The sequence below is a fragment of the cyanobacterium endosymbiont of Braarudosphaera bigelowii genome, assembly GCF_020885515.1.
Classification (GTDB): Bacteria; Cyanobacteriota; Cyanobacteriia; order Cyanobacteriales; family Microcystaceae; genus Atelocyanobacterium; species Atelocyanobacterium thalassa_A.
In genome coordinates, this window is the sequence record NZ_AP024987.1 from 1,384,607 (window position 1) to 1,406,936 (window position 22,330).

The 22,330-nt window shown below is 29.7% G+C and carries 14 protein-coding genes; 5 read left to right on the forward strand and 9 right to left on the reverse strand.

The window, feature by feature from the left end:
- Positions 1–1,341: 1,341 nt before the first annotated feature.
- Together LPC16_RS05750 and LPC16_RS05755 are read left to right on the forward strand one after the other, a co-directional pair.
- Positions 1,342–2,094: a Tic22 family protein gene (locus LPC16_RS05750; protein ID WP_040054356.1), complete on the forward strand. Its 753-nt coding sequence runs from the start codon at positions 1,342–1,344 to the stop codon at positions 2,092–2,094.
- A 449-nt stretch (positions 2,095–2,543) separates the two neighbouring features.
- Complete coding sequence (locus LPC16_RS05755; RefSeq protein ID WP_229637225.1) at positions 2,544–4,613, forward strand: FAD-dependent oxidoreductase; 2,070 nt, start codon at positions 2,544–2,546, stop codon at positions 4,611–4,613.
- 160 nt (positions 4,614–4,773) lie between these two features.
- On the opposite strand, the gene smc is transcribed toward LPC16_RS05755, so the two are convergent.
- The 3 genes from smc to LPC16_RS05770 form a co-directional block, all read right to left on the reverse strand.
- On the reverse strand, positions 4,774–8,364 hold the full coding sequence (gene smc, locus LPC16_RS05760; protein ID WP_229637226.1) for a chromosome segregation protein SMC: 3,591 nt from the start codon (positions 8,362–8,364) through the stop codon (positions 4,774–4,776).
- 291 nt (positions 8,365–8,655) lie between these two features.
- Entirely contained in the window at positions 8,656–9,591 is a 936-nt protein-coding gene (gene ispE, locus LPC16_RS05765; RefSeq protein WP_229637227.1) for a 4-(cytidine 5'-diphospho)-2-C-methyl-D-erythritol kinase, read from the reverse strand.
- A 125-nt stretch (positions 9,592–9,716) separates the two neighbouring features.
- Positions 9,717–10,124: a hypothetical protein gene (locus LPC16_RS05770; RefSeq protein WP_229637228.1), complete on the reverse strand. Its 408-nt coding sequence runs from the start codon at positions 10,122–10,124 to the stop codon at positions 9,717–9,719.
- A 364-nt stretch (positions 10,125–10,488) separates the two neighbouring features.
- Here LPC16_RS05770 and hisS point away from each other — a divergent pair, with 364 nt between their 5' ends.
- Positions 10,489–11,787 (forward strand): histidine--tRNA ligase, encoded by a 1,299-nt coding sequence (gene hisS / locus LPC16_RS05775; RefSeq protein ID WP_229637229.1) that lies wholly within the window; start codon positions 10,489–10,491, stop codon positions 11,785–11,787.
- 233 nt (positions 11,788–12,020) lie between these two features.
- Here hisS and LPC16_RS05780 read toward each other — a convergent pair whose 3' ends face one another.
- Genes LPC16_RS05780 through LPC16_RS05790 form a run of 3 tightly spaced genes read right to left on the reverse strand, consistent with a single transcriptional unit; the run spans position 12,021 to position 14,452 of the window.
- Positions 12,021–12,182 (reverse strand): DUF5989 family protein, encoded by a 162-nt coding sequence (locus tag LPC16_RS05780; protein ID WP_229637230.1) that lies wholly within the window; start codon positions 12,180–12,182, stop codon positions 12,021–12,023.
- Entirely contained in the window at positions 12,182–12,580 is a 399-nt protein-coding gene (locus LPC16_RS05785) for an SxtJ family membrane protein (RefSeq protein WP_229637231.1), read from the reverse strand. Before LPC16_RS05785 ends, LPC16_RS05780 begins: the two co-directional genes overlap by 1 nt.
- Positions 12,581–12,610: 30 nt before the next feature.
- A complete protein-coding gene (locus LPC16_RS05790; protein WP_229637232.1) occupies positions 12,611–14,452 on the reverse strand; it encodes a carbamoyltransferase family protein in 1,842 nt (613 codons plus the stop codon).
- Positions 14,453–15,247: 795 nt separating this feature from the next.
- Here LPC16_RS05790 and aspS point away from each other — a divergent pair.
- Positions 15,248–17,044 carry an aspartate--tRNA ligase gene (gene aspS, locus LPC16_RS05795; RefSeq protein ID WP_229637233.1) on the forward strand — a complete coding sequence of 599 codons (1,797 nt, stop codon included), beginning with the start codon at positions 15,248–15,250 and terminating at the stop codon, positions 17,042–17,044.
- 90 nt (positions 17,045–17,134) lie between these two features.
- Here aspS and LPC16_RS05800 read toward each other — a convergent pair whose 3' ends face one another.
- A complete protein-coding gene (locus LPC16_RS05800) occupies positions 17,135–18,289 on the reverse strand; it encodes an FtsW/RodA/SpoVE family cell cycle protein (protein WP_040054348.1) in 1,155 nt (384 codons plus the stop codon).
- A gap of 199 nt (positions 18,290–18,488) precedes the next feature.
- The gene (gene cofH, locus LPC16_RS05805) at positions 18,489–19,634 is read right to left on the reverse strand and encodes a 7,8-didemethyl-8-hydroxy-5-deazariboflavin synthase subunit CofH (RefSeq protein WP_229637234.1); all 1,146 of its coding nucleotides are present in this window, start codon (positions 19,632–19,634) and stop codon (positions 18,489–18,491) included.
- Between the two features lie 328 nt (positions 19,635–19,962).
- Between cofH and galE the strand changes: the two genes are divergently transcribed.
- Entirely contained in the window at positions 19,963–20,964 is a 1,002-nt protein-coding gene (gene galE, locus LPC16_RS05810) for a UDP-glucose 4-epimerase GalE (RefSeq protein WP_229637235.1), read from the forward strand.
- A 146-nt stretch (positions 20,965–21,110) separates the two neighbouring features.
- Here the strand turns inward: galE and acsF are convergent, their stop codons facing one another.
- Positions 21,111–22,187 carry a magnesium-protoporphyrin IX monomethyl ester (oxidative) cyclase gene (gene acsF / locus LPC16_RS05815; protein ID WP_040054345.1) on the reverse strand — a complete coding sequence of 359 codons (1,077 nt, stop codon included), beginning with the start codon at positions 22,185–22,187 and terminating at the stop codon, positions 21,111–21,113.
- Positions 22,188–22,330: the final 143 nt, after the last annotated feature.

The following is a 22,330-nucleotide window of genomic DNA, read 5'->3' on the forward strand; positions in this document are numbered from 1 at the left end:
CTAAATTACTAAGAATTTAGATCTTTTTTCAAAGTATAAAATTTTTCAACTTTTAATGATTTAAACTTAATTTATTCCTCGTTTATTTTAACTTGAACATCATTAAAGATAGAAGTATTAAATTTAAATAAAATAATTAAACTCAGTATATGAATAAGCCAATGTGAGATTACTAAGCTCCAAATAATAGAGACTAAAGCAGTTGCAAAAGCAAGGACTCCAAAAATATCATTGTTAGTACGCTGATACCGTAAGATACTTCCTATTGAAATTACAAAGAATAGAAATGGAAAAACATAAAATATCATAGACAATTACCTTCCAATTTCTTATATAGTGAAAAACCTACAAAAAATAATTTTTACTGATTTAGATATTAGAACACGCTTATACTCTAACAATAGCATTATCTTATATGAGATGACAGCAATATAAACTATTTAGTTGAGATATCGTAAAAAATCTTCGTATAACTTTAAATTTAGACAAATTATATTAACTAATAATACTTATTATTAGCTAATATAGAAAATTGTACTAACTAGTTTTATACTTTATCTAGCAAAAACTAATTAGATGAAAAATAGATCAATAACTCTAGGCACTTTATCATAGAATAATTATATTTATATTACGAACTTTTAGCAAAAACTAAAAAACTTTAACTTACTTAGTAGATAAAATTAAAATTAGTCATAGAAGGTTAGAGCAACATAGAAATTTATTTAGAATACTTATCGGATTATTTAACTTAACTTGTCTAAATATTTTAACTATCTTACACTTTATATCTTAATACTCACCTTTCAAATATTGAATTGCAAATAAATATTTTCGTATATTACAATCCGTATTTTAATAATAACTTTTAAAAAACAATATAATTCTGATATTAAAATTAAAGACTATAGTATGAATTTTATAACTTAATTCTGTTAGTTGAAAAAATTACTATTAAATATTTTAAATATCAAGCTTGATTAATTTTATATTGTCACTAATAAAGAACAATTAATATTACTTAATAAAATAGTTTTTATAATTTGGTCATGTGAAACAAGTAAAGTTTCCTATCAACTTTTAAAAATATTGATATTTATAAAAAGTATTGAAACAATCATTTATTTTTTATTCAAGAGGAACTAACAATAGAAACTATTAGTCTAGTGAAAAGCGTCTATATATTCATTTTCTAAGATTAATTTCACTAGGTCAAGACTACAAAAAATTCAGAAAAATCTGATATAGTGCGCAATTTATCTTAGGATTCTTTATAAAAGCTATTAAGAATTTTATCAAGCAATCGAAATACATAAATTTATAAGATATGAGGGTATTTTTATGAAATCATTAGTTCGCTGGGGAACAACTATGAGCTTGATAGCAAGCACTTTGTTGACATCTTGGCTAGGGAAAGTGCCAAAAGTATTAGCTTTACCTGAAGCTGATATCATTAAGTTATTACAGACAGTTCCTGTCTTTACTATTACTACAGAAGAAGGAGGACCTCTTGTTGCAACGATAGAGGATAATCAAAAAGTAACACAAGTTTTTATGAGCTCACAGGATGCTGATGGTTTTTTAGATAAGCTTCGTCAACATCAGCCAGACGTTGGAAATAAAGTAAAAGTTCAAGCTGTTTCTTTAGGGGAAATATATCGTTTTGCTTTAGCTAATAATAGTGATGTAAATAAAGAATCTCTTCAATTTGTTTATGTTCCTATGAAGAGTGCTATAGACTCTGCAAAAAAACTTCTAGACACCAAAGGACAAGAATATAAAGGTGGAGTTCCTTTATTTATTCTGAGAGGAGGTCCCGAAAATAGTATGTTGACTATTCAACAAAATGAGAGAGAAGTTATCCCTCTTTTCTTTGAAGAAGCTCCAATTCAAGCTATTACAGAAAAAATGAAAAAGGATCAGCCCAACATCGTTAAATCAATAAAAATTGAAGTAGTTCCTTTAGAAAATGTAATTGGGTTACTGCAAACCAAAAATGATGAGGCACTTAAGCAAATACAATTAGTTCCACCTGAAGAGACTATTCAGTTTATTCAGAATAAAATTAAACTAGAACAGGCTCAAGAAAGCTAAAATATTCATCTATTAACTATTTACATTCAAGATCTCTTAAAAATTTAGAAATCTTGAATGTCCATATTTAATATTTACACAAATACAATATAAGTAATAACTTATTCACACATATCTGATAGATATAAGACATAGAGCTAAACTGATTAAAAAAATTGATTAAGATAAAAGTATTTTTATATAAAAACTATCATAGTCACTAATGTGGTTTTTCTATCTTAAAATTTAAAGAATATAAATATTTAAAATCAATTTCGGCTAATGCTGAGGAAGTGATGATTAATTATTAACTCAGTTTTTAAGAATATGAATAAAGACTTAAAATATCTTAAAATTTTCTATTAAGTTCTTTAGACTAAAAAGATAAAAAATAATATTAATAACTGATTAGCTATTTATACTTATAGTCACTGGTTAAATTTACAATATTTATATTCTAGAAAACAATTATGGGAAAATCTGAAACGAAAGAATTAATAAATAGACAGTTATTTTACCTGAAGAAAAACAATAAACTTAAGTTTTTAGGACATATTTTTACCTCACTATCTTTAGGTATAATCTCGTTAAGCACTACCCTTCCAGTTTCTGCACGTATACCTGAAGAATTGATTAGTTGTGACATACTTGTAGTGGGTGCTGGACTATCAGGTTCTGCTGCTGCTTACGAAGGTTTATTAGCTGGAAAGACTGTTTGTTTAACTGAATTAACTGATTGGGTGGGAGGGCAAATTTCTTCACAAGGTAATTCAGCTTTTGATGAGGGAAAACAACAGAGATCTTTACAGCATTTTCCTCGAGGATATAATATTCTGCGAAACAATATTGCTCGTTTTTACAATAGGCAAAACCCTGGAGAATGCTGGGTCAGTGAAAGCTGTTTCTTACCATCTCACGGTCACCAATTATTATATAAACAATTACAGAAAGCTCAAAAAATTGGTAATGGAACTTTGAAATGGTTTCCTTCAACTGTTGTCAAAGAAATAAAACTGAATGCAAATAATAAATTAATACAGAGCGTTATCGCTATTCAACATAGTCCTGCTGATCCTGGTCTTGATCTTTATAAAGAGCCTCTTTCCCAGACCATTCAGGATGCTTATACTTACAAAGATTCCAAACGTTTCAAAAAAAGAATTATTCGTTTTGAAGCAAAATCTCAAGAAAATAGTTCCGCTAATTGGTTTGTAATAGAAGCAACCGAAACAGGAGAAATAATTGCTTTAGCTGATATTCCGTATCAGCTAGGATTAGATCCCTTAAATCATCTTAATCCATCATCTCCGACAAAAAATAGGGATCCTTATTGTGTACAAGGTTTTACATATCCTTTTGCTATGGAAAGGATGACAAGTATTCAAACCCAAAACAAGCCAATATTTTATGATAAATATGAGCCATATTATGGATACGATAATGATAATCGATTAGCTCATTTTGACTTGGTATTTACCTATCGAAGAATCTGGAGTCCTCGTAAGGGAAGATTAGTAAAAACTGGACCTCTTAAGGTTAATGAGCCTAGCCCTGGAGATATTTCTATGCAAAATTGGCTATGGGGAAATGATTATCGTCCAGGAACATCACAAGACAATCTTATTTATACTCGTAAACAGCTAAAAGAAAACGGACAGTTAGAAGAAGGTAGATGGGAAGGAGGTTTACGTACAGAAACTTTAAAAAAAGGAGAGGAATTATCTTTAGGATTTTATTACTGGTTAGTAGCAGGAAATACTGATTCTCGCTTAGGTAATAATATTAAAAAACCATCCCCAAATCATCGTTTATTAAGTGGCCATAGTTCTCCTATGGGAACTATGCATGGACTATCTAAATATCCTTATATTAGGGAAGGGAGACGCATTATTGGAAGACCATCTTATGATCATCCAGATGGATTTTCTATAAATGAAATTGATATTTCGACTAAAGATTATTGGAATAATTTTTATCGTACTTCTTTGCCTCGGCCAATGTATCAAAGAGTATGGTCAACTATCGCTAACTTAGAATCAAGAATAATGACATTAAGTAACCGTCCTTCGTATTTAGTTACCAGACGCACCCATGCAACAATATATCCAGATTCTGTTGGCGTTACCCAATATATGATTGATTTTCATCCATGTATGGCTTTATCTCCTGCAGAAAAACCTGGAAATCTTGAAAGAAGAGAAGTTCGTGTCGCTCATGGTTCCGCTCATCCTGCACAAATTCCATTAAGAGCTATGATTCCTCAAAAAATAGATAATTTAATTGTTTCTGGAAAGAATATAGCTACTAGTCATATTGCAGCAGCAGCTTATAGGGTACATGGATTTGAGTGGTCAGCTGGAGCAGCTGCTGGCACATTAGCTAGCTTTTCTTTAGAAAAGGATATCTTGCCTTATGAGTTAGTAGATGATTTACCAAAACAAGAATCTGGGTTACAGGAATTTCGTCAAAAGCTAGAAAGTAATGGCAATCCTACAACTTTTCCTCAAGCTATGATGTTTAGTTACTTGCAAGGTAAGTAGTCTAGATGGTCTTTTCTTTAAGATCTTCTAAAAATAATTTTAGAGATAAAGATAATATTTAAAATTAATATGTTTAAATCTGAAATTATTTTTAATAAGTATAGATTTAAAGTATTGTTAATCTATACTTATTCTAAAAAAGAGATATAGGATAGTATGCTTATAATTTAATTCCTAAAACTTGAGTATGAGCTCCTCTCGCTTGTGTGACACCAATAGTTCTTTGGGATGCTTCAATCATTGGACGACGTAAACTCACAACAATAAATTGAGCCTTCTCTGTCTGTTTCTGGATCATTTGAGATAGTCTTTCTACATTTGCCCCATCTAAGAACATATCAACTTCATCAAAGGCATAAAATGGTGATGGGCGATATTGTTGCAAAGAAAAAATAAAACTTAATGCTGTTAATGATTTTTCCCCACCTGACATAGAATTTAAACGCTGTACCGGCTTACCTTTTGGATGTGCTACAAGATTTAATCCACCTTTAAATGGATCTTTTTCATCGTCTAACTGTAGATATCCATCACCTTGTGACAAAGTAGAGAAAATTTTCTTGAAATTATCATTAACTGCATTAAAAGATACTTTAAAAGAACGTAGCCTAACAGTTGTAAAGTTCTCAATTCTTAGTAATAGTTCTGTCCTTTCTTCTTGAATAGTAATTAGTTTATTTGTAAGCTCACGAAGTCTTTTCTGAACTTTTTCATATTCTTCTAATGCCAGCATATTAACAGGTTCCATTGATTCTAAGTATTTTTGCTTTTTATAGATTTCTTTCTGCAATTTATCAGTATGAGAAGATAAACTTTCTAAGCTTTCGTTTAATTCGGATAATAAAGGTATTTCTGGGAATGGAACTGGTAGCTTCAATTTAGCTATTTCTTCTTCTTTCTCAAGAATAGATAGTGCTTCTTCTCTTTCCTTTTGCCTAGTTTCTAATTTTTCTAATGTCCATACATGGGATTGATATTCTTTTTCAAGAATTTTAACCTTCTCTTCTAAACAGTCACGTTTTGTTTTTGTATCGTCTAATGTTTGAGTTAATTTTTCTAATGAAACTTCTAAATTTTCAACTTCGATATCAAACTTCTGAAGTTTATTTTCAATATCTACTTGTTGATTGTTTATATTAACAGTATGCTGCTCGCTCAATTTTATTTTTAATTCATCCTCATGAATTTTATGCTCTATACTAGTTATCTGATTTCTAATTTTTTGAAACTTTTCTTCTCCTTGGTGTAGTTCTATCTCTCGGTCTTGTAAATGATTTTCTTGATCTTTTATTAAAATTTGAACCTCTTTCCATTCACTATGGGAATGAGATTTCTCTATATTTTTAAGTTGTTTGTGTTTTTCTAATAATTCTATTTCTAATACGGAACTTATCTTATGAATATCTGTAAGTTCATTCTTTAAAGTTTTTATTTCTTGTTGATGATCAGATATTTTAAACTCTAAATCTTTTTTATAATTTTTGAGTCTTTCTATTTCGTTTCTAACTTGTTGATATTTTAATTGTTGTTCTCTACTCAATTGCTCTGTTTTTATTAATTTATCAGATAAGTCTTTTATTTGTTTTATCTTAATTTGTATGTTTTCTTCGTTTCTAAGTACAAGATTTTCTATATCTACTAGTCTTTGTCTAAATATTTTAATTTCTTCTGGTTCTCCTTGATTTAAAACTCCAAAACGTATGGAAGATCTTTGAGGTTTACTTCCACCTGTCATAGCTCCACTAACCTCTAATAAATCTCCATCTAAAGTAACAATACGCTGCTTGCCTAAATATTTCTTAGCATAGTCTATAGTCTCAAAAACAGCTGTATTGTTAAAAATATATGAAAAAACTTTTTTATATGCTGGATTACATATTACTAAATCAACTGCCAAGCCAATAAAACCAGGAGCATTTTTTAGATAATAATTACTTTGCTTTGAATAGAATCTAATTTTAGTTAATGGTAAAAAAGTCGCTCTTCCAGCTTTTGCTTGCTTTAATATATTAATTCCAGCAATTGCAATAGTATTATCTTCAACTACAATATGTCCTAAACGTGAACCTGCTGCAATTTCTAATGCTAATTGGTGATGTGGAGCAACTTGTCCTAACTCAGCTACCAAACCACATACACCAGATAAATCTGAATTTAAAATAAATTGAGAAGCATAAGTTCCTTGAATTTCCTGTTTTGCTTGTCTAGATGCTTCTAAACGATCTAGATGTCTCTGCTTGTCTCTATATTCTTTATTTAACTGTAACTGAGTTTCTTTTATAATACTGTAATCTTGCTTTTCTATATCTAATGTTTTAGAAATGATTTGTACCTCTTCTATATAAGAAATTGATAATTTCTCTAACTCCTTATTTTGAAGGTATATATCTTTTTCATATTTTCTTAATTGTTCCTCTTCTTTATTTAAAATACTCGATACTTGCTGATAACGTTCAGTTAATTTTGCTTTCTGTTCTAGTTGAGGATTTAATTTATTTTGTAAAGAAGATGTTTCTATACTCAGATTTGCTTGTTCTCTTATCCAGGAATCAGATGTTTCTGCAATTATTGCAGCTTGTTTTCTTACCATTTGTAGAGTTTGATAACTTCTTAATTTTTGTTCTTTAAGTAAAGGTAAGAGTTCTTGCTGCAATTTATTGCTATTTTGACTTAGTCCATCTAGTTCTTCTTTTTTTTGAAGAATAGTTGTTGTTATTTTATTTTTTTCTCGCTTAATTTTCTCGATTATACAAAAAAATTCTTTCTTTTGTTGCTGTAATTGGTTAACTTGTGCTTTTTTTGTACTAAGCTTAGAAGCAATAGTTAATCGTTCATCTTCTCCTAAAGCTTTAACCTGAAGGTTCAAGTTTTCAAGATCAATATTTATCTTGCTTAATCTAGTTTTTAAGTATAGGCTATTGTTAATCAGCTTATTTTCTGTTTCCTCATCATTTAATTTTTGTATTTTAATATTAGAAATTTTCTTTAATAAAGATTTCCATAATAAAACCATTTCCCATTCTTTCTTTTTAGAAATTTCTTGTTTAAGTTTTTGATATTTTTCAGCTTTTGTCCTATCAGCTGTCAAACGTTCCAATGAGTTCTCTAGTTCTATTTGTATAATCTTACAACGTTCTTCTCTATCCTTAACTTCTTCTAAAGTTTCTTTGGTTTTATTAATTTTACGATCGAATTCTGCCACTCCAGCAAGTTCATCAATAATAACTCTTCTTTCTTTAGAGTTCATACTGATGATACTAGTAACATCTCCTTGAAGAACGACATTATAACCTTCAGGATAAATACGAAAGCGATTTAATTCCTCATGAAGCTCATTAACATTACAAGGTCTTTCATTTATATAATAATTAGAAGAATAACTTCCTCCTTTCGTAACACGTAGACGCCTTGTTACTTTCCACTCATTTTTATGAACTAGACTGTCTTGTTGTTGTGTTATATCTAGTAATTTTTCTGAATTAAAATAATCTGAAATATCGAATGTAACAGAAACATAAGCTTCTTGATTACTGCGATTATTAGTACTAATATTAATTAAATCTGGCAATCTTTCGGCTCTTAATCCTTTAGAAGTAGCCAAACCAAGACAAAATAATAATGCATCCAATATATTAGATTTGCCTGAACCGTTGGGACCAGACACTACAGTAAATCCGGGTAAAAATGGAATAGATGTAGTTCTGCCAAAAGATTTAAAATTAGATAGTTCAATGCGCTTAATATGAACCATGGCGCGATAATAGTAATGCAATCGAGAAGTTTAACAAACAATTTAGGTATAGTCTTGTATACCTAGATTTAAAAGACTCTTCCAAATATGTATAGGTTTCCAATAACCAATAAAAATTGAAAGAACTTTTAAATGATATTCATAAGCTTTTCTGAAAGCTGGTATTAAACATAGTCTATATAGATGATCTTTAGAATCATTTAGTTTCATATCACGAAGTTCATGATTATTTTATAAATCACTAAAAATATAATATTTTAAGTTGTTATATTTGTTTGTATTAAAAATGCATCAATTTTCCATTATTTTTATACCATTATTTGACAATTTACTTATAAATAATTCTAGATTAGAATCTTGAAGTTCTTGTGTAATAACATTTTTTATATCTTGAGCTTTTTCGTAGGATTCACATAATGTAAATATAGTAGGTCCTGAGCCTGACATCATAGTACCTAAACCACCCGTTTTACTGATGAAAGATTTTAATTTATTAATTACCAAATGTTTTGGTAAAACAACTTTTTCTAAATCATTATGCAATAGTTCTCCAATTCTCTTATCATTTTTGTGACTAATAGCATTGACAAGAGATTTAAAATTATTATTTCTATTGTTACTATCAATTTTCCAATAATATTCACCGAATCGTTTCTTATAGTTTTGATAAGCCCAAGGAGTGGAAATAGAAAAATTTTGATACTTCGCTAGCACTACCCAAAGATTATCTAAATTCTCTATTGGGTTTAATGTTTCACCCCTTCCTGTAGCGATCGCAGTTCCTCCAGTGATACAAAATGGAACATCAGATCCTAAATTTTCTGACAGTTTCTCTAATTCGGTTTTATTTAATTTTAATTTCCACAGTAAATTTAATGCTAGTAAAACTGCGGCTCCATCAGTTGATCCTCCTGCCAGACCAGCAGCTACAGGTATACACTTATTGATAATAATATCAACGCCTCCATAACTATCAAAAAATTTGGGGAATTTTTTGACAATTAGTTGAGCAGCACGATAAGCAATATTTGTTTCGTTTAGAGGAACTAAAGAATTATTGCAATATAAATTGAAGTCTCGAGTTCCATTAAAATATATTTTTATGTAATCACTTAATTCAATGCTTTGTAAAACCATTATTAACTCATGATAGTGATCAACTCGTTCGCCAAGAACTTCTAAGTACAAGTTAATTTTAGCTGGGGCAACTAAGTTACAAATTTTCATTTTATTTGCCTATAAATCATTTCTAACATGATAATACTAATAAAATTTATAAATAATAGTTTTTTGTACTAATTATATTTTTGCAATAAATATAGTAAAAATACTTTTCTACTTTTATTTCATGATTAGTTGAGTCTCTCCAATTCAATGATGTAAAATTCTCCGATATCCTGATCATCAATAAGAATAGGCTGATATATGATTTCTCCCTTTATTTTTACCAATTCTCCTATTTTAGGCATTTCGTTAAAAGTCTTTAATACCCATATTGTTCCAGTTTTATCTTGAAGTTGATAAGAACCACTATTAAAAAAAAGAACAGAATCCAGAACTTTTCCTTTAAGATAAACTGTTTGAGAAGTTAAATCATTAGTATCAGTAGTAATCAATTTTTGATTAAAAAGTTTTTGAATGGGAGTAGTTGTAGACTGAAAAAAATCAAAGTAGTCTAAAGTGGTATATCTAATTATTACTCCTGCTATAATCACAGATAGAGTGATAATTTTAACTTTTCTGATATGTGAAATTTTCATAAAATGACAAGATTTTTTGAGTTTAATTGATCATTTAAAATATTTTGCTTAGAAGATAGGACATAATAGAATATTTCTGTATTTCAATACAGTTTATATGTTTCTAAAACTTATTATTATGTTGAACTTAACGTTCTTTTTTAGATTAATAGTCAACTTATATATAAATTTTAAAATTAAACTTATACTATTTAATTCACTAATGTTGTTTAACTAATATTTATCAAGATTGACTAATAATTATTAGTATTTAAAAAGTTAAAGAAAAAAATTAAAATTTCAGTGTAGTCACAGCTTTAGTTTCATATTTTTCTTAAAAGAGTTATCATCATTCTTAGATATTTGTGAGGATAAACTTAAGTTGATGGGTACAATAAGCACATTACCAGGAACGCGAGATATTTTGCCAGAGGAAATTGGTTATTGGCAATATGTAGAAGCTGCAACAGCAAAAATTCTTGGTCGTGCGATGTACTATGAGATTCGTTCCCCAATATTTGAGAATACTTCCTTATTTGAAAGAGGAATAGGAGAGGCCACAGATGTCGTAAGTAAAGAAATGTATACTTTTTCCGATCGAAGTGATCGATCAATCACACTTCGACCTGAAGGAACGGCAGGAATTGTACGTGCTTATCTACAAAACAATTTATATGCTTTAGGTGGAGTTCAACGTCTTTGGTATTCTGGCCCCATGTTTCGCTATGAGAGACCACAAGCTGGACGCCAAAGACAGTTCCATCAAATTGGGTTAGAGTTAATAGGTTCAAGAGGCCCAAGAGCAGACGTAGAGGTTATTGCTTTAGCAACAGATATCTTAAAATTTTTAGGACTAAAAAAACTAAAATTAAATATTAATTCTATAGGCGACCAATATGATAGGAAACTCTACCGAGAAGCATTAACTAATTACTTTTTATCTTATAAAGACGAATTAGATATTGACTCTCAAAATCGTCTAAGCAAGAATCCCTTACGTATTTTAGATAGCAAAAACGAAAAAACTAAAGAAATCAATAAGAACGCTCCTAATATTTTAAATTTTCTTGGAAAAGAATCCCAAAAACATTTTGATGAAGTTCAGCAATTATTAACAGATTTGGATATTGATTATCATATAAACCCATGTCTTGTTAGAGGCTTAGATTACTATACACATACTGCGTTTGAAATTCAGTCTGACAATTTAGGATCTCAATCTACAGTATGTGGAGGTGGACGATATGATCATTTAATCGAAGAGCTTGGTGGAACTTCAACTCCTGCAGTAGGGTGGGCCATAGGAGTAGAAAGATTAATTATTTTACTTAAACAAATTAGATGCTCTCCTGAGCATACCCCAGATATTTATATCGTTTCAAAAGGTCAAAAAGCAGAATCAATTGGATTATATCTAGCCCAAAGAATGCGTTCTGCAGAATTAGTTGTTGAGTTAGACATGAGTGGAAGTAACTTTGGAAAACAATTTAAGAGAGCAGATCGTAGCAAAGCATATGTTTGTATAGTTATTGGCGAAGAGGAAGCTAAGAATAGTACCCTACAGCTGAAATGGTTATATACGAAGGAACAAAGTTCTATGACTCAGTCAGATTTTTTACACTACATTGAAGAGTTGAAAAAACAAATAAATCAATATAAAAAAGTAACATCAGGACTAACTTAAAAAATAAATTAGTCAGTGAGGAATGTTCTTCTTGTATTTTTTACGAGGTACTTGGAAAGTTTCTCCTATTTTAGTTTGTTTTAACTATAATATTTTCATTATGATATGTAATGTAAATATCCAATTAAATAGAACATATGAAAAATAAATGAAACATATGCTCTATTTAATTGGATATTGATATTACATTGGCAATATATAGAACTTAGAAAAATGTAATAGACAATTGCTTCTTAGAACAGAGTGTAAATGAAAGGTGCTATTACCGAACCTTGGGTAAATACAATTAGTGCTCCCAATACCACTAAGGTTATTATTAAAGGAGCTAACCAAAACTTTTTGCGTTCATTAAGAAAGCCCCAAATATCTTTAATAAATTCAAAAAAATCATTCATTAGTAGGGCTTCTCCATACTTACTTTGTTTTTAGGTGTACTAAAAACACGATAACTTTCCGCATCAAATTCAAATTTTCTTTTCATTACATCATATTTAATAATCTTCATAAAAAATCCCATCGGGGTTACTAACACAAAAAAAATAATTCCTAAAATTAATCTACTGTTGATCCATGAAGCTACTTTTGCAAACAGCATCCACCCTTCATAAATTGGTGCAAGAAGATTGGGAGAAACAATGGAGAAAATAAGAAAAATGCCGCCAATTATCCAGAAAACTATAGGATAAGAATATCCCAGTAATATAGGAATAAAAGAGCCAAAAAATAGGATAAAAAATATTCCCATTAATATTCCGAAAGATATTAACTTTTTATTGTTTGTTTTTTGAGACATGTGATAAAACATACTTCCATTGTTTAATAATTAATCTAATTCAAACTCATTTTGCCAAGATTTATCATGCTTCCATTGATTCTGATCTACTTTTTTTAGTATATAGTTATTAATTATTAAATAGTCCATCTCTGTTCTCATAAAGCATCGATAAGCGTCTTCAGGCGTACAAACAATAGGTTCGCCTCTTACATTAAAAGACGTATTAATTAAAACTCCACATCCCGTTAAAGCTTCAAACTGTTTAATTAAATTGTAGTATCTATAATTATTTGTAGGATTAACTGTTTGTACTCTTGCTGAGTAATCAACATGAGTAACTGCAGGAATAGTTGATCGAATAGCTTTTAATTTATCTATGCCAAACAAGTTTTTAGTTTTTTCTTGCTCAGAGATGTGTAATTCTTCTTTAACTTTAGCAACTAATAGCATATAGTCACTAGACTCTTCTAATTCAAAGTATTCCGAAGCTTTTTCTGTTAATACAGAAGGTGCAAAAGGACGAAAAGATTCTCGATATTTAATTTTTAGATTCATAATAGATTGCATATCCCGATTTCGTGGATCACCAAGAATAGAACGATTGCCTAATGCTCGAGGTCCAAACTCCATACGTCCTTGAAACCAACCTACAACATATCCTTTAGATAAAATTAATGCTACTTCGGAAAGAAGATCATCATCCTCTGTAAAATAATCATATTTAGCTTTTATATCATCAAAATATTTTCTAATTTCATTGTCATCAAATTGAGGGCCTAAATAAGAGCCTTGCATCATGTCAGATGTACCTGTGTGACGTCGGTTACCAAGGTATTGATACCAAACTGCCAATGCAGCACCAATAGCGCCACCAGCGTCTCCAGCTGCAGGTTGTATCCAAATATTTTTGAATTTTCCTTCTCTAGATATTCTTCCATTCGCAACACAATTTAAAGCAACTCCACCTGCTAAACAAAGGTTTTCTGTCTTTAGTTCCTGATAGGCTGTATTAGCTAATCTTAAAATTACTTCTTCAGTGACTTTTTGAATAGAAGCAGCAATATCCATTTCGTGTTGCGTAATTTTATTTTCTGCTTTACGAGGAGGTTGGCCAAAAAGATTAGAAAATTTATTACTAATCATTTTTAGTCCCGTTGCATAATTGAAATAACTCATATTTAAACGAAAGCTACCATCTGCTTTTATATCAATTAAGTTATCTAGAATTAAGTTAAAATATCTTGGCTCTCCATAAGGAGCCAACCCCATTAATTTATACTCTCCAGAATTAACCTTAAACCCAGTGTAGTAAGTAAAAGCAGAATATAATAACCCTAGAGAATGAGGAAATTGAAGTTCCCATCTAGGGGTTATTTGATTTGATTTTCCAAGCCATAAAGATGTTGTTGCCCATTCTCCGACAGCATCTAAACATAGGATTGCTGCATTCTCAAAGGGACTGGGGAAAAAGGCAGAAGCAACGTGTGATTGATGATGTTCTGTAAATAATAGGGGAGGAAGTTGATTAACTTTACAATTATCTAGTTTTGCTAATTCTTTTTTAAGAATTGTTTTTAAATAAAGCTTTTCTTTTAGCCATACTGTCATAGCAGAAACGAAAGAATAAAAACCTTGGGGAGCATATGCTACGTAAGTTTCTAAGAGACGTTCAAAGGTTATTAAAGGCTTCTCATAAAAAACAATATAATCTAATCTTCTTAAAGATAGCTTTGCCTCCTCTAGCGCATAAGCAATAGCATTTTTAGGAAACCTTGCATCGTGTTTCTTACGAGTAAATCTCTCCTCTTGTGCAGCAGCGATAATATTACCTGACTTAACTAAAGCTGCTGCACTATCGTGGTAATAAGCAGAAATTCCTAAAATGTTCATCCTAAATTGAGTTCCTCACCTTAACTTGATAAAACGTAAAATCTTAGATTATATAGAGTTCTAATATATTAATTAATCGACAACTCATAGCTTGTATTTAAAAAAATAAATCTTAAATACAATTATTTTTTATTTAAAATAATATTGACATCGTTCAAATATAACCTAATCTTTCTTGTTGAATAACCGAAATTATTAAAATAGAGGAAATATTTTTTAAAATTATAATTTTTTTACACAAAGTAGGAGAAATTTTGAATGTATAATAAAAAATATATCTCAAACTATAATAAATTTCATTAATTTATTAATTAGACAAAACTTCAAAATACTTTTCGAATATGTGCCATTATATTATTGGTAAGCTCCTAAAAAAATAGATTAAAGACATTTTTTTAATAAATAAACCTGATTCTTGAAAAATAAAGTCAGTAACTTTTTGTTAGTCTTTAATTAGTAAAATTATAATTTATTTTTTCACTAAGATTTGGTTTTTAAAACATATTAATTAGTAATTAAGTAAAAAAGTTATAGTACACATAAGGTTAAGATATATATTTTCAGAAAACTTGAACTTTATGAAATAACCTAGAATCTTAGAAGAAATTAATCGTCTAGTCTACAAAATATAAATTTATTTAAGAAAAAATATCTCATGATGAATAATATAATTAACGATTGTATAAATAGAAAATAATAGGGAATCTTCTTGACTCTTATTATTTGATCATTCAATCTTTTCAATCTTATTAAAGATCAATATAATAATATTTAATATTTCAATTTAAATTTTAGATGCGAACTCATTACTGTAATCAATTAAGCACGATGGATCTTGATACGATTGTTACTCTTTTTGGATGGGTTGATCGTCGTAGAGATCATGGAGGAGTCATTTTCATTGATTTGCGAGACCATACTGGTATCATTCAAATTGTTAGTGATCCAAAACATGATTCTTCATCTTATAAGACTGCCGAAAGATTGCGTAATGAATATGTTATTAAAATTATAGGCAGAGTGAGTCGACGTCCTTCAGAATCCCTAAATTTGAAAATGAAAACTGGAGAACTAGAAATATATGCAGATTCTATTGAGATACTTAATGTAGTTACTAAGCAACTACCTTTCAGTATTTCAGGTTTAGATGAAGAGTTAATAAAAGAAGAAACTCGTCTCAAGTATCGTTACTTAGATTTAAGACGGGAAAAAATGTTAAAAAATTTACAGCTACGTCATAAAGTAATAAAAACAATACGTCACTACTTGGAAGATAGTCAAAATTTTATAGAAGTGGAGACTCCTATCTTGACTAGATCTACACCTGAAGGAGCACGAGATTACTTAGTTCCCTCTAGAGTTAGTTTTGGACAGTGGTATGCTTTACCTCAATCTCCTCAGTTATTTAAACAGTTGCTTATGGTATCAGGTTGTGATCGTTACTATCAAGTAGCAAGATGCTTTCGTGATGAAGATTTAAGAGCTGACAGACAGCCAGAGTTTACTCAACTAGACATGGAAATGAGTTTTATGTCTGAAGATGAGATTCTAGATCTGAATGAGGGTTTAATTTGTCATATTTTCAAAACTATCAAAAATATAGAGCTGTCTCGTCCTTTTCCTCGTTTAACATATCAACATGCTATGGAAAAATATGGAACAGACTGTCCAGATACTCGCTTTGATTTAACTTTAGTTGATGTGTCTGACATTGTTCAAAATAGCGGATTTAAAGTATTTTCAGAGGCAGTTAAAAATTTAGGGAGTGTGAAAGTTTTGCCTATTCCTGAAGGCAATAATATTATTTCTAATGTTCGACTTAAGCCAGGAGGAGATTTATTTCAAGAAGCAATAGAAGCAGGTACTAAAGGAATTGTTTACATTCGTGTAAAAGAAAATTCTAAAATAGAAACTATTGGAGCTGTAAAAGAAAACTTAACTGATGAACAAAAGAAAGCTTTGTTAGAGAGGACAGATGCAAAACCAGGTCATCTATTATTGATTAGTGCTGGAAGTACAGCAATGGTTAATAAATCTTTGTCTCGTTTAAGATTAATAATCGGGAAACAAATGAATCTTATTAACAATAGTAAAATAGATTTATTATGGGTAACAGAATTTCCTCTGTTTGAATGGAATTCTGATGAACAACGTTTAGAATCTTTGCATCATCCGTTTACTTGTCCTAATTCTTCAGATTTAAATAATTTAACTACGGCTAGAGCTCAAGCTTATGATTTAATATTTAATGGTATAGAAGTTGGTGGTGGTAGTTTAAGAATTTACAAAAAAGATATTCAAGAAAAAGTATTTAAAACTATTGGTTTATCGGAAGAAGAAATTTATAGTAAATTTCAATTTATGTTAGACGCTTTTGAGTATGGAGCTCCTCCTCATGGAGGGATAGCATATGGACTAGATCGATTAATAATGTTATTAGCAGAAGAAGATTCTATTCGTGATGTTATAGCGTTTCCAAAGACTCAACAAGCAAGCTGTCTACTTACAGAATCTCCTTCTTTTGTAGACTCTAAACAATTAAAAGAATTGCAGGTAACTTCAACTTATAAATCTAAAATTCAAAAGAATTAATGCAAGAAACTTCATTAATTCTTATTAATGTTAAATATATTTAATTTAGATTATGATGGAGGAAAATAACAAAAAATTATTGTCTGATTACTAATTTTTATTAATTACAGTTGCTAAGTCTTCACCGTTTTCTCTGATAACACGGATTAATAAACCTGCTAAAGTTAAACTGGCAATAATTGAACTTCCTCCATAACTCCACAAAGGCAATGGTAAACCGGTTGTCGGTAATAATCCTATTGTTACACCAATATTTAATAGAGCTTGTCCGACTATCATGATCATACTACCAACAGCTATTAATCTTTTTACTGGATGAATACAATTGATTAATATTTTTAGTGTAAAGGTTGCATATACAAATAATAATAAAAGCAGAAAAATACTTCCTACAAAACCGAACTCTTCTGCATAAACTGAAAAAATAAAATCAGTATAATGAATAGGTAAGTAGGACCACTTTTGTATAGATTGCCCATATCCTAATCCAAAAATACCTCCAGATCCTACAGCTATTAAACTCTGTATTAACTGGTAGCCATCAGTCTTCGCTATTTCATCTCTCCAAGGATCAAGGAAGGATAGAATTCTTTTAAGTTGATACCTATGAGTATAAACACTGAATGAAGCAGCTGATAAGCCACTAATAGCTGCTGTCATTAAATACCTAACTGGAATTCCAGAAGCAAGAGCAATTAACCATAAACTAATACCACATAAAGCTGTAGTACTTAAATTGGGTTGTATTAAGATACCTGCCAAAACAGCTGAGAATATTAATATCCACTGTATCTTAATGCGTAATGAATGACGATACCAGAAACCAAAGATATAAGCACTTTGCAGTACCAAACATGGTTTGATTAATTCCGAAGGTTGAATAATAGCGGGACCGATCTTAATCCAACGAGTCGCACCATTAACAGTATGACCTAATCCTGTCTTAGTTAATAAAATTAAACTTAGCAAGAAAAAAAGAAAAAAAGGAACGAACTTCATTAAATACTTCAACGGTACTCTCACGATTACATTAAATCCTTGTAATCCTATCCATATCCAGATAATTTGACGCATGATATAGTGAAATCCATTACCAAAATCTTGTTGAGCACTATGGTAAGATGCAGAAAAAAGAGCAATCATACCTAAAAACAGCCATAAAAAAGTTAACCAACGCAAAAAACGAGCTTCTTTTGGCCATTCCTTAATACTAGGATCAATTATAGGAATAAAAAATCTGAGCATGAATAATCTATTATTTGAAATGTTATGGTAAAGATTGAATAACTAATTGTTTACGGAGCAGATAGATTAGAAGATTATTTTATCTTTTGAGATAGTTAGATTTACTTAAAAGCTTATACATTATTGACCTACTAATATTCTATAGTTCATCCTTAGTAGACAAGTTAATATTTTTTATATAGTTAATATACTAATAAATTTAATCCTTACTGTAATCGTATAAGGTTTTTCTTGATTTATGATGGCGATGAATAGATTCAATAACTTGTTTAATTTTTTCTACAGATATAGAAGTACCATTTGTAGCTCCAGCCATAGCTGAAATACTTTCTTCCATTAAAGTTCCACCAATATCATTACAACCCCAATTTAATGTTTCAATAGCTTTACATAAACCTAGTTTGACCCAGCTTGGCTGGTGATTAGGTATCCATTTTCCTAAAAAAATTCTTGATACAGCTGTAAGTAGAAAGATTCTATTAAAATCAAGTTGTTGATTTTGTAGAGGCTTATGAGGAAAACTAGAAATATTTTTGCTAATGAAAGGTAAAAGAATAAATTCTGTAATTCTACCAGGGTATTTTTGTTGAATAGATTCTTGTTGCAATTTTCTTAAACGACTTAAATGTTCTACTTGTTGAGTTGCATTTTCAATATGGCCACACAGCATTGTGCTGGTAGTATATATTCCTAATGAATGAGCTAAACTAATAATTTCAATCCAGGTGTTACTATTAATTTTTTCAGGGCAAATTTTATTTCTTACTTCATCATTTAGAATTTCGGCAGCAGTTCCTGGTATAGAATCTAAACCAGATTTTTTAAGTGCCATTATTGTATCCACATAACTTAATTTATCTTCTTTAGAAATAAATGCTATTTCTTGAGGAGAGAATGCATGTATATGAATCTGAGGAAATTTTTTTTTAATAATTATCATTATTTTCTGATAATACTTCAAAGAACTTTTTTCTATCTTAAGATTTCTATTTAAAGCACCTTGAATACAAACTTCAGTAGCTCCTTTGTGTACAGCATTAGATACTTTTTGAATAATATTTTCTAAATTTAGAGTATATGAATCCCTATCTTCTAAATCGCGCCTAAAACCACAGAAAGAACAGTTTTGTTCACAAATATTAGTAAAATTTATATTATGGTTTACAACATAGGTAACGGTATCTCCAACTTGTTTTTGTCGAAGATGATCGGCTGATTGACGTATCTTATTAATTAGATCTTTATTCGTTTGAGATAGAAGAGTGATTGCATCATCTTCTGATATATCAATATCATCATCTACTTTCTTTAAAATACCCGCTATTATCTCTTCTTGATACAGCATTAATCAATTATGTTTTTACTATATAAAAAAATTAGAATAAGGAATAAGTTTACTCTTATATCGTACCCGTAGTGCTTAGTTTATGGTTGTTAAAATAGTGAATTATACTTTACGGAAAGCTAATTAATATAAACTATAACCATACCATTTTAAATGTAGTAGTTTCAATGATATTTTATAAAGTTACTCACTACAATTAGCTTCATTGCAAATGATTTCTTTTATACCTTGTCTCTTTATTTTGACTAGAAAAATCAAAAGACAGAGAACATCATTAGTAACAATTACTGCTATCATTATTTCTAATTTATAATAAAGGATATTTGCATTGAATAATAAATCTACGATTTTAGTTACAGGGGGAGCCGGATACATTGGTTCCCATGTAGCTTTATTACTTAAAAAAGAAGGATATGAAGTTCTTGTTCTTGATAATCTTTCTTTCGGTCATCCTGAAATTGTTAGAGACATTTTAGATGTTGAGTTAATTGTTGGAGATACTAATAATCGCTTTCTATTAGATCAAATATTTACGACAAGAAACATTTCTGCTGTAATGCATTTTGCTGCTTTTCTTTCAGTGGGAGAATCAGTTCATAATCCAGCTGTATATTATAAAAATAATGTAGTAGGAACCTTAACTCTTTTAGAAGCGATGGTTGCTGCTAATGTTAATAAACTGATTTTTTCTTCTACTTGTTCTATTTATGGGATTTCTAATGATATTCCCATAACAGAAAAACACCCTAATAATCCTTTAAATCCATATGCCTCTAGCAAATATATGGTTGAACAAATTTTAAAAGATTTTGATCAAGCTTATAGTTTAAAATCCGTCATTTTTCGATATTTTAATGCAGCAGGAGCTGATCCTTCTGGTAATTTAGGGGAAGACCATACACCTGAAGTTCATCTAATTCCTTTAGCATTACTTACAGCTTTAAAAAAGAGAGACCATCTTGTTATTTTTGGTACAGATTATGATACTCCTGATGGTACTGCGATTAGAGACTACATTCATGTTAGCGATTTAGCAACAGCTCATATCCTAGGTTTAAAATATCTTTTTAGTGGAGGGAACAGTGATATGTTTAATTTAGGAAATGGTGATGGATTTTCTGTACGAGAAGTAATTAATGTAGTGAAAAAAGTTACGAATGTAGATTTCTCAGTTAAAGAAGGTATTCGTCGTCCAGGAGATGCGCCAATCTTAGTAGGAAGTGGAGGAAAAATTCAATCTAAGCTAAGTTGGAAGCCTGAATATACTAATTTAGAAACCATAGTTGATCATGCCTGGAAATGGCATAATAAGAGACACGGAATAAAATAATAAAACTCATTTACTAGACAATTCAGATATTTTTGAAATTTAATTTTTATCTTTAATACATAGTATTTTAAAAATAATTCTTTGTTTGTAAATATCTTAAGATTTATAACCTATCCAAATAGATTATAAATCTTAATTACAAGACTTTACTGTATAGTTCCTTGCAAATGTTCGGTGCTAATCGGCTTTATCAAATATAACTTCAGAAGTTGAGTTACATTAGATATAAGTGCTGGTAATTTTCTTAAAGATTTTATAATATAGGGTTGTTTAGAAAAATTTATTTCTCTTAACTTAGCATTATTACTCACACATATCTCTAAGCCTTGATAGAATCTAGGATCTTTAAGATTTAATATTACTGGAAAAACTCGTCCAGCTATTTCATTAGTTTTTTCGATAACATACTTATCATAGTCTCTAGCATTGAGGCCAATAGCTGAGTAAAAATCACTTCTTTGGACATCATTAAAATACATCGTTGCAAATACTGATAATAAGAAAAAGCGACACCACAGGCGAGCCTTCCAATTATTTAATATTTCAGGATTTGCCTTCATAATTGCATCAAAAAAATCTCCATGACGGTTCTCATCTTGGCACCAGTTTTCAAAGAAATTAAAAATAGGATATATCTTATTTTCAGGATTATTTTCTAGATGTCGATAAATTGTAATATAACGCCAATAACCAATTTTTTCTGATAAATAAGTTGCATAAAAAATAAACTTAGGTTGAAAAAAGGTATAACTACGACTTTTAGTTAAAAATCCTAAATCTAAAGTCATATTAAAATCTGACAAAGCTTTATTCAAAAATCCAGCATGGCGTGCCTCATCTCGAGACATCAATAGAAAACATTCTGCAAGAATAGGATTTTTGTCTTTTAGGCGTCTTCCCAGTTCTTTATAAAGTAGAAAACCTGAAAACTCAGCTGTACATGAACGTTCTAAAAATTCAACAAATAACTTACGAGTATTTTCGTCAAAATGATCCCATGTTTGAGAAAACTCTTCGCGTCGAATAAAATGATAACGATTGTAATCTGTACGGAACTCTTCGAGAATAGCTTTCAATTCTTCTTCATTAATTGAAATATCCATTTTTGCTAACGCTTCAAAATCAGTCGTATAAAAACGAGGAGTTAAAAGAGTCTCTTTATCTGGAGATTTAATGTTTGGATGTAGTTCTTTGAGTTCAGGCTTTTGAAGAGTATTTACCATAAGTTATTTTAAATATTTTTTACAAAAAAACCATAGACCTAACACTTTTAAGGTAATAAAATTACCATTATTCTTATCAAGAATATATGAATAAAAAGCTGAGATTACAGTGTAACAGTATTAAGTACATTAAGAAATATTAT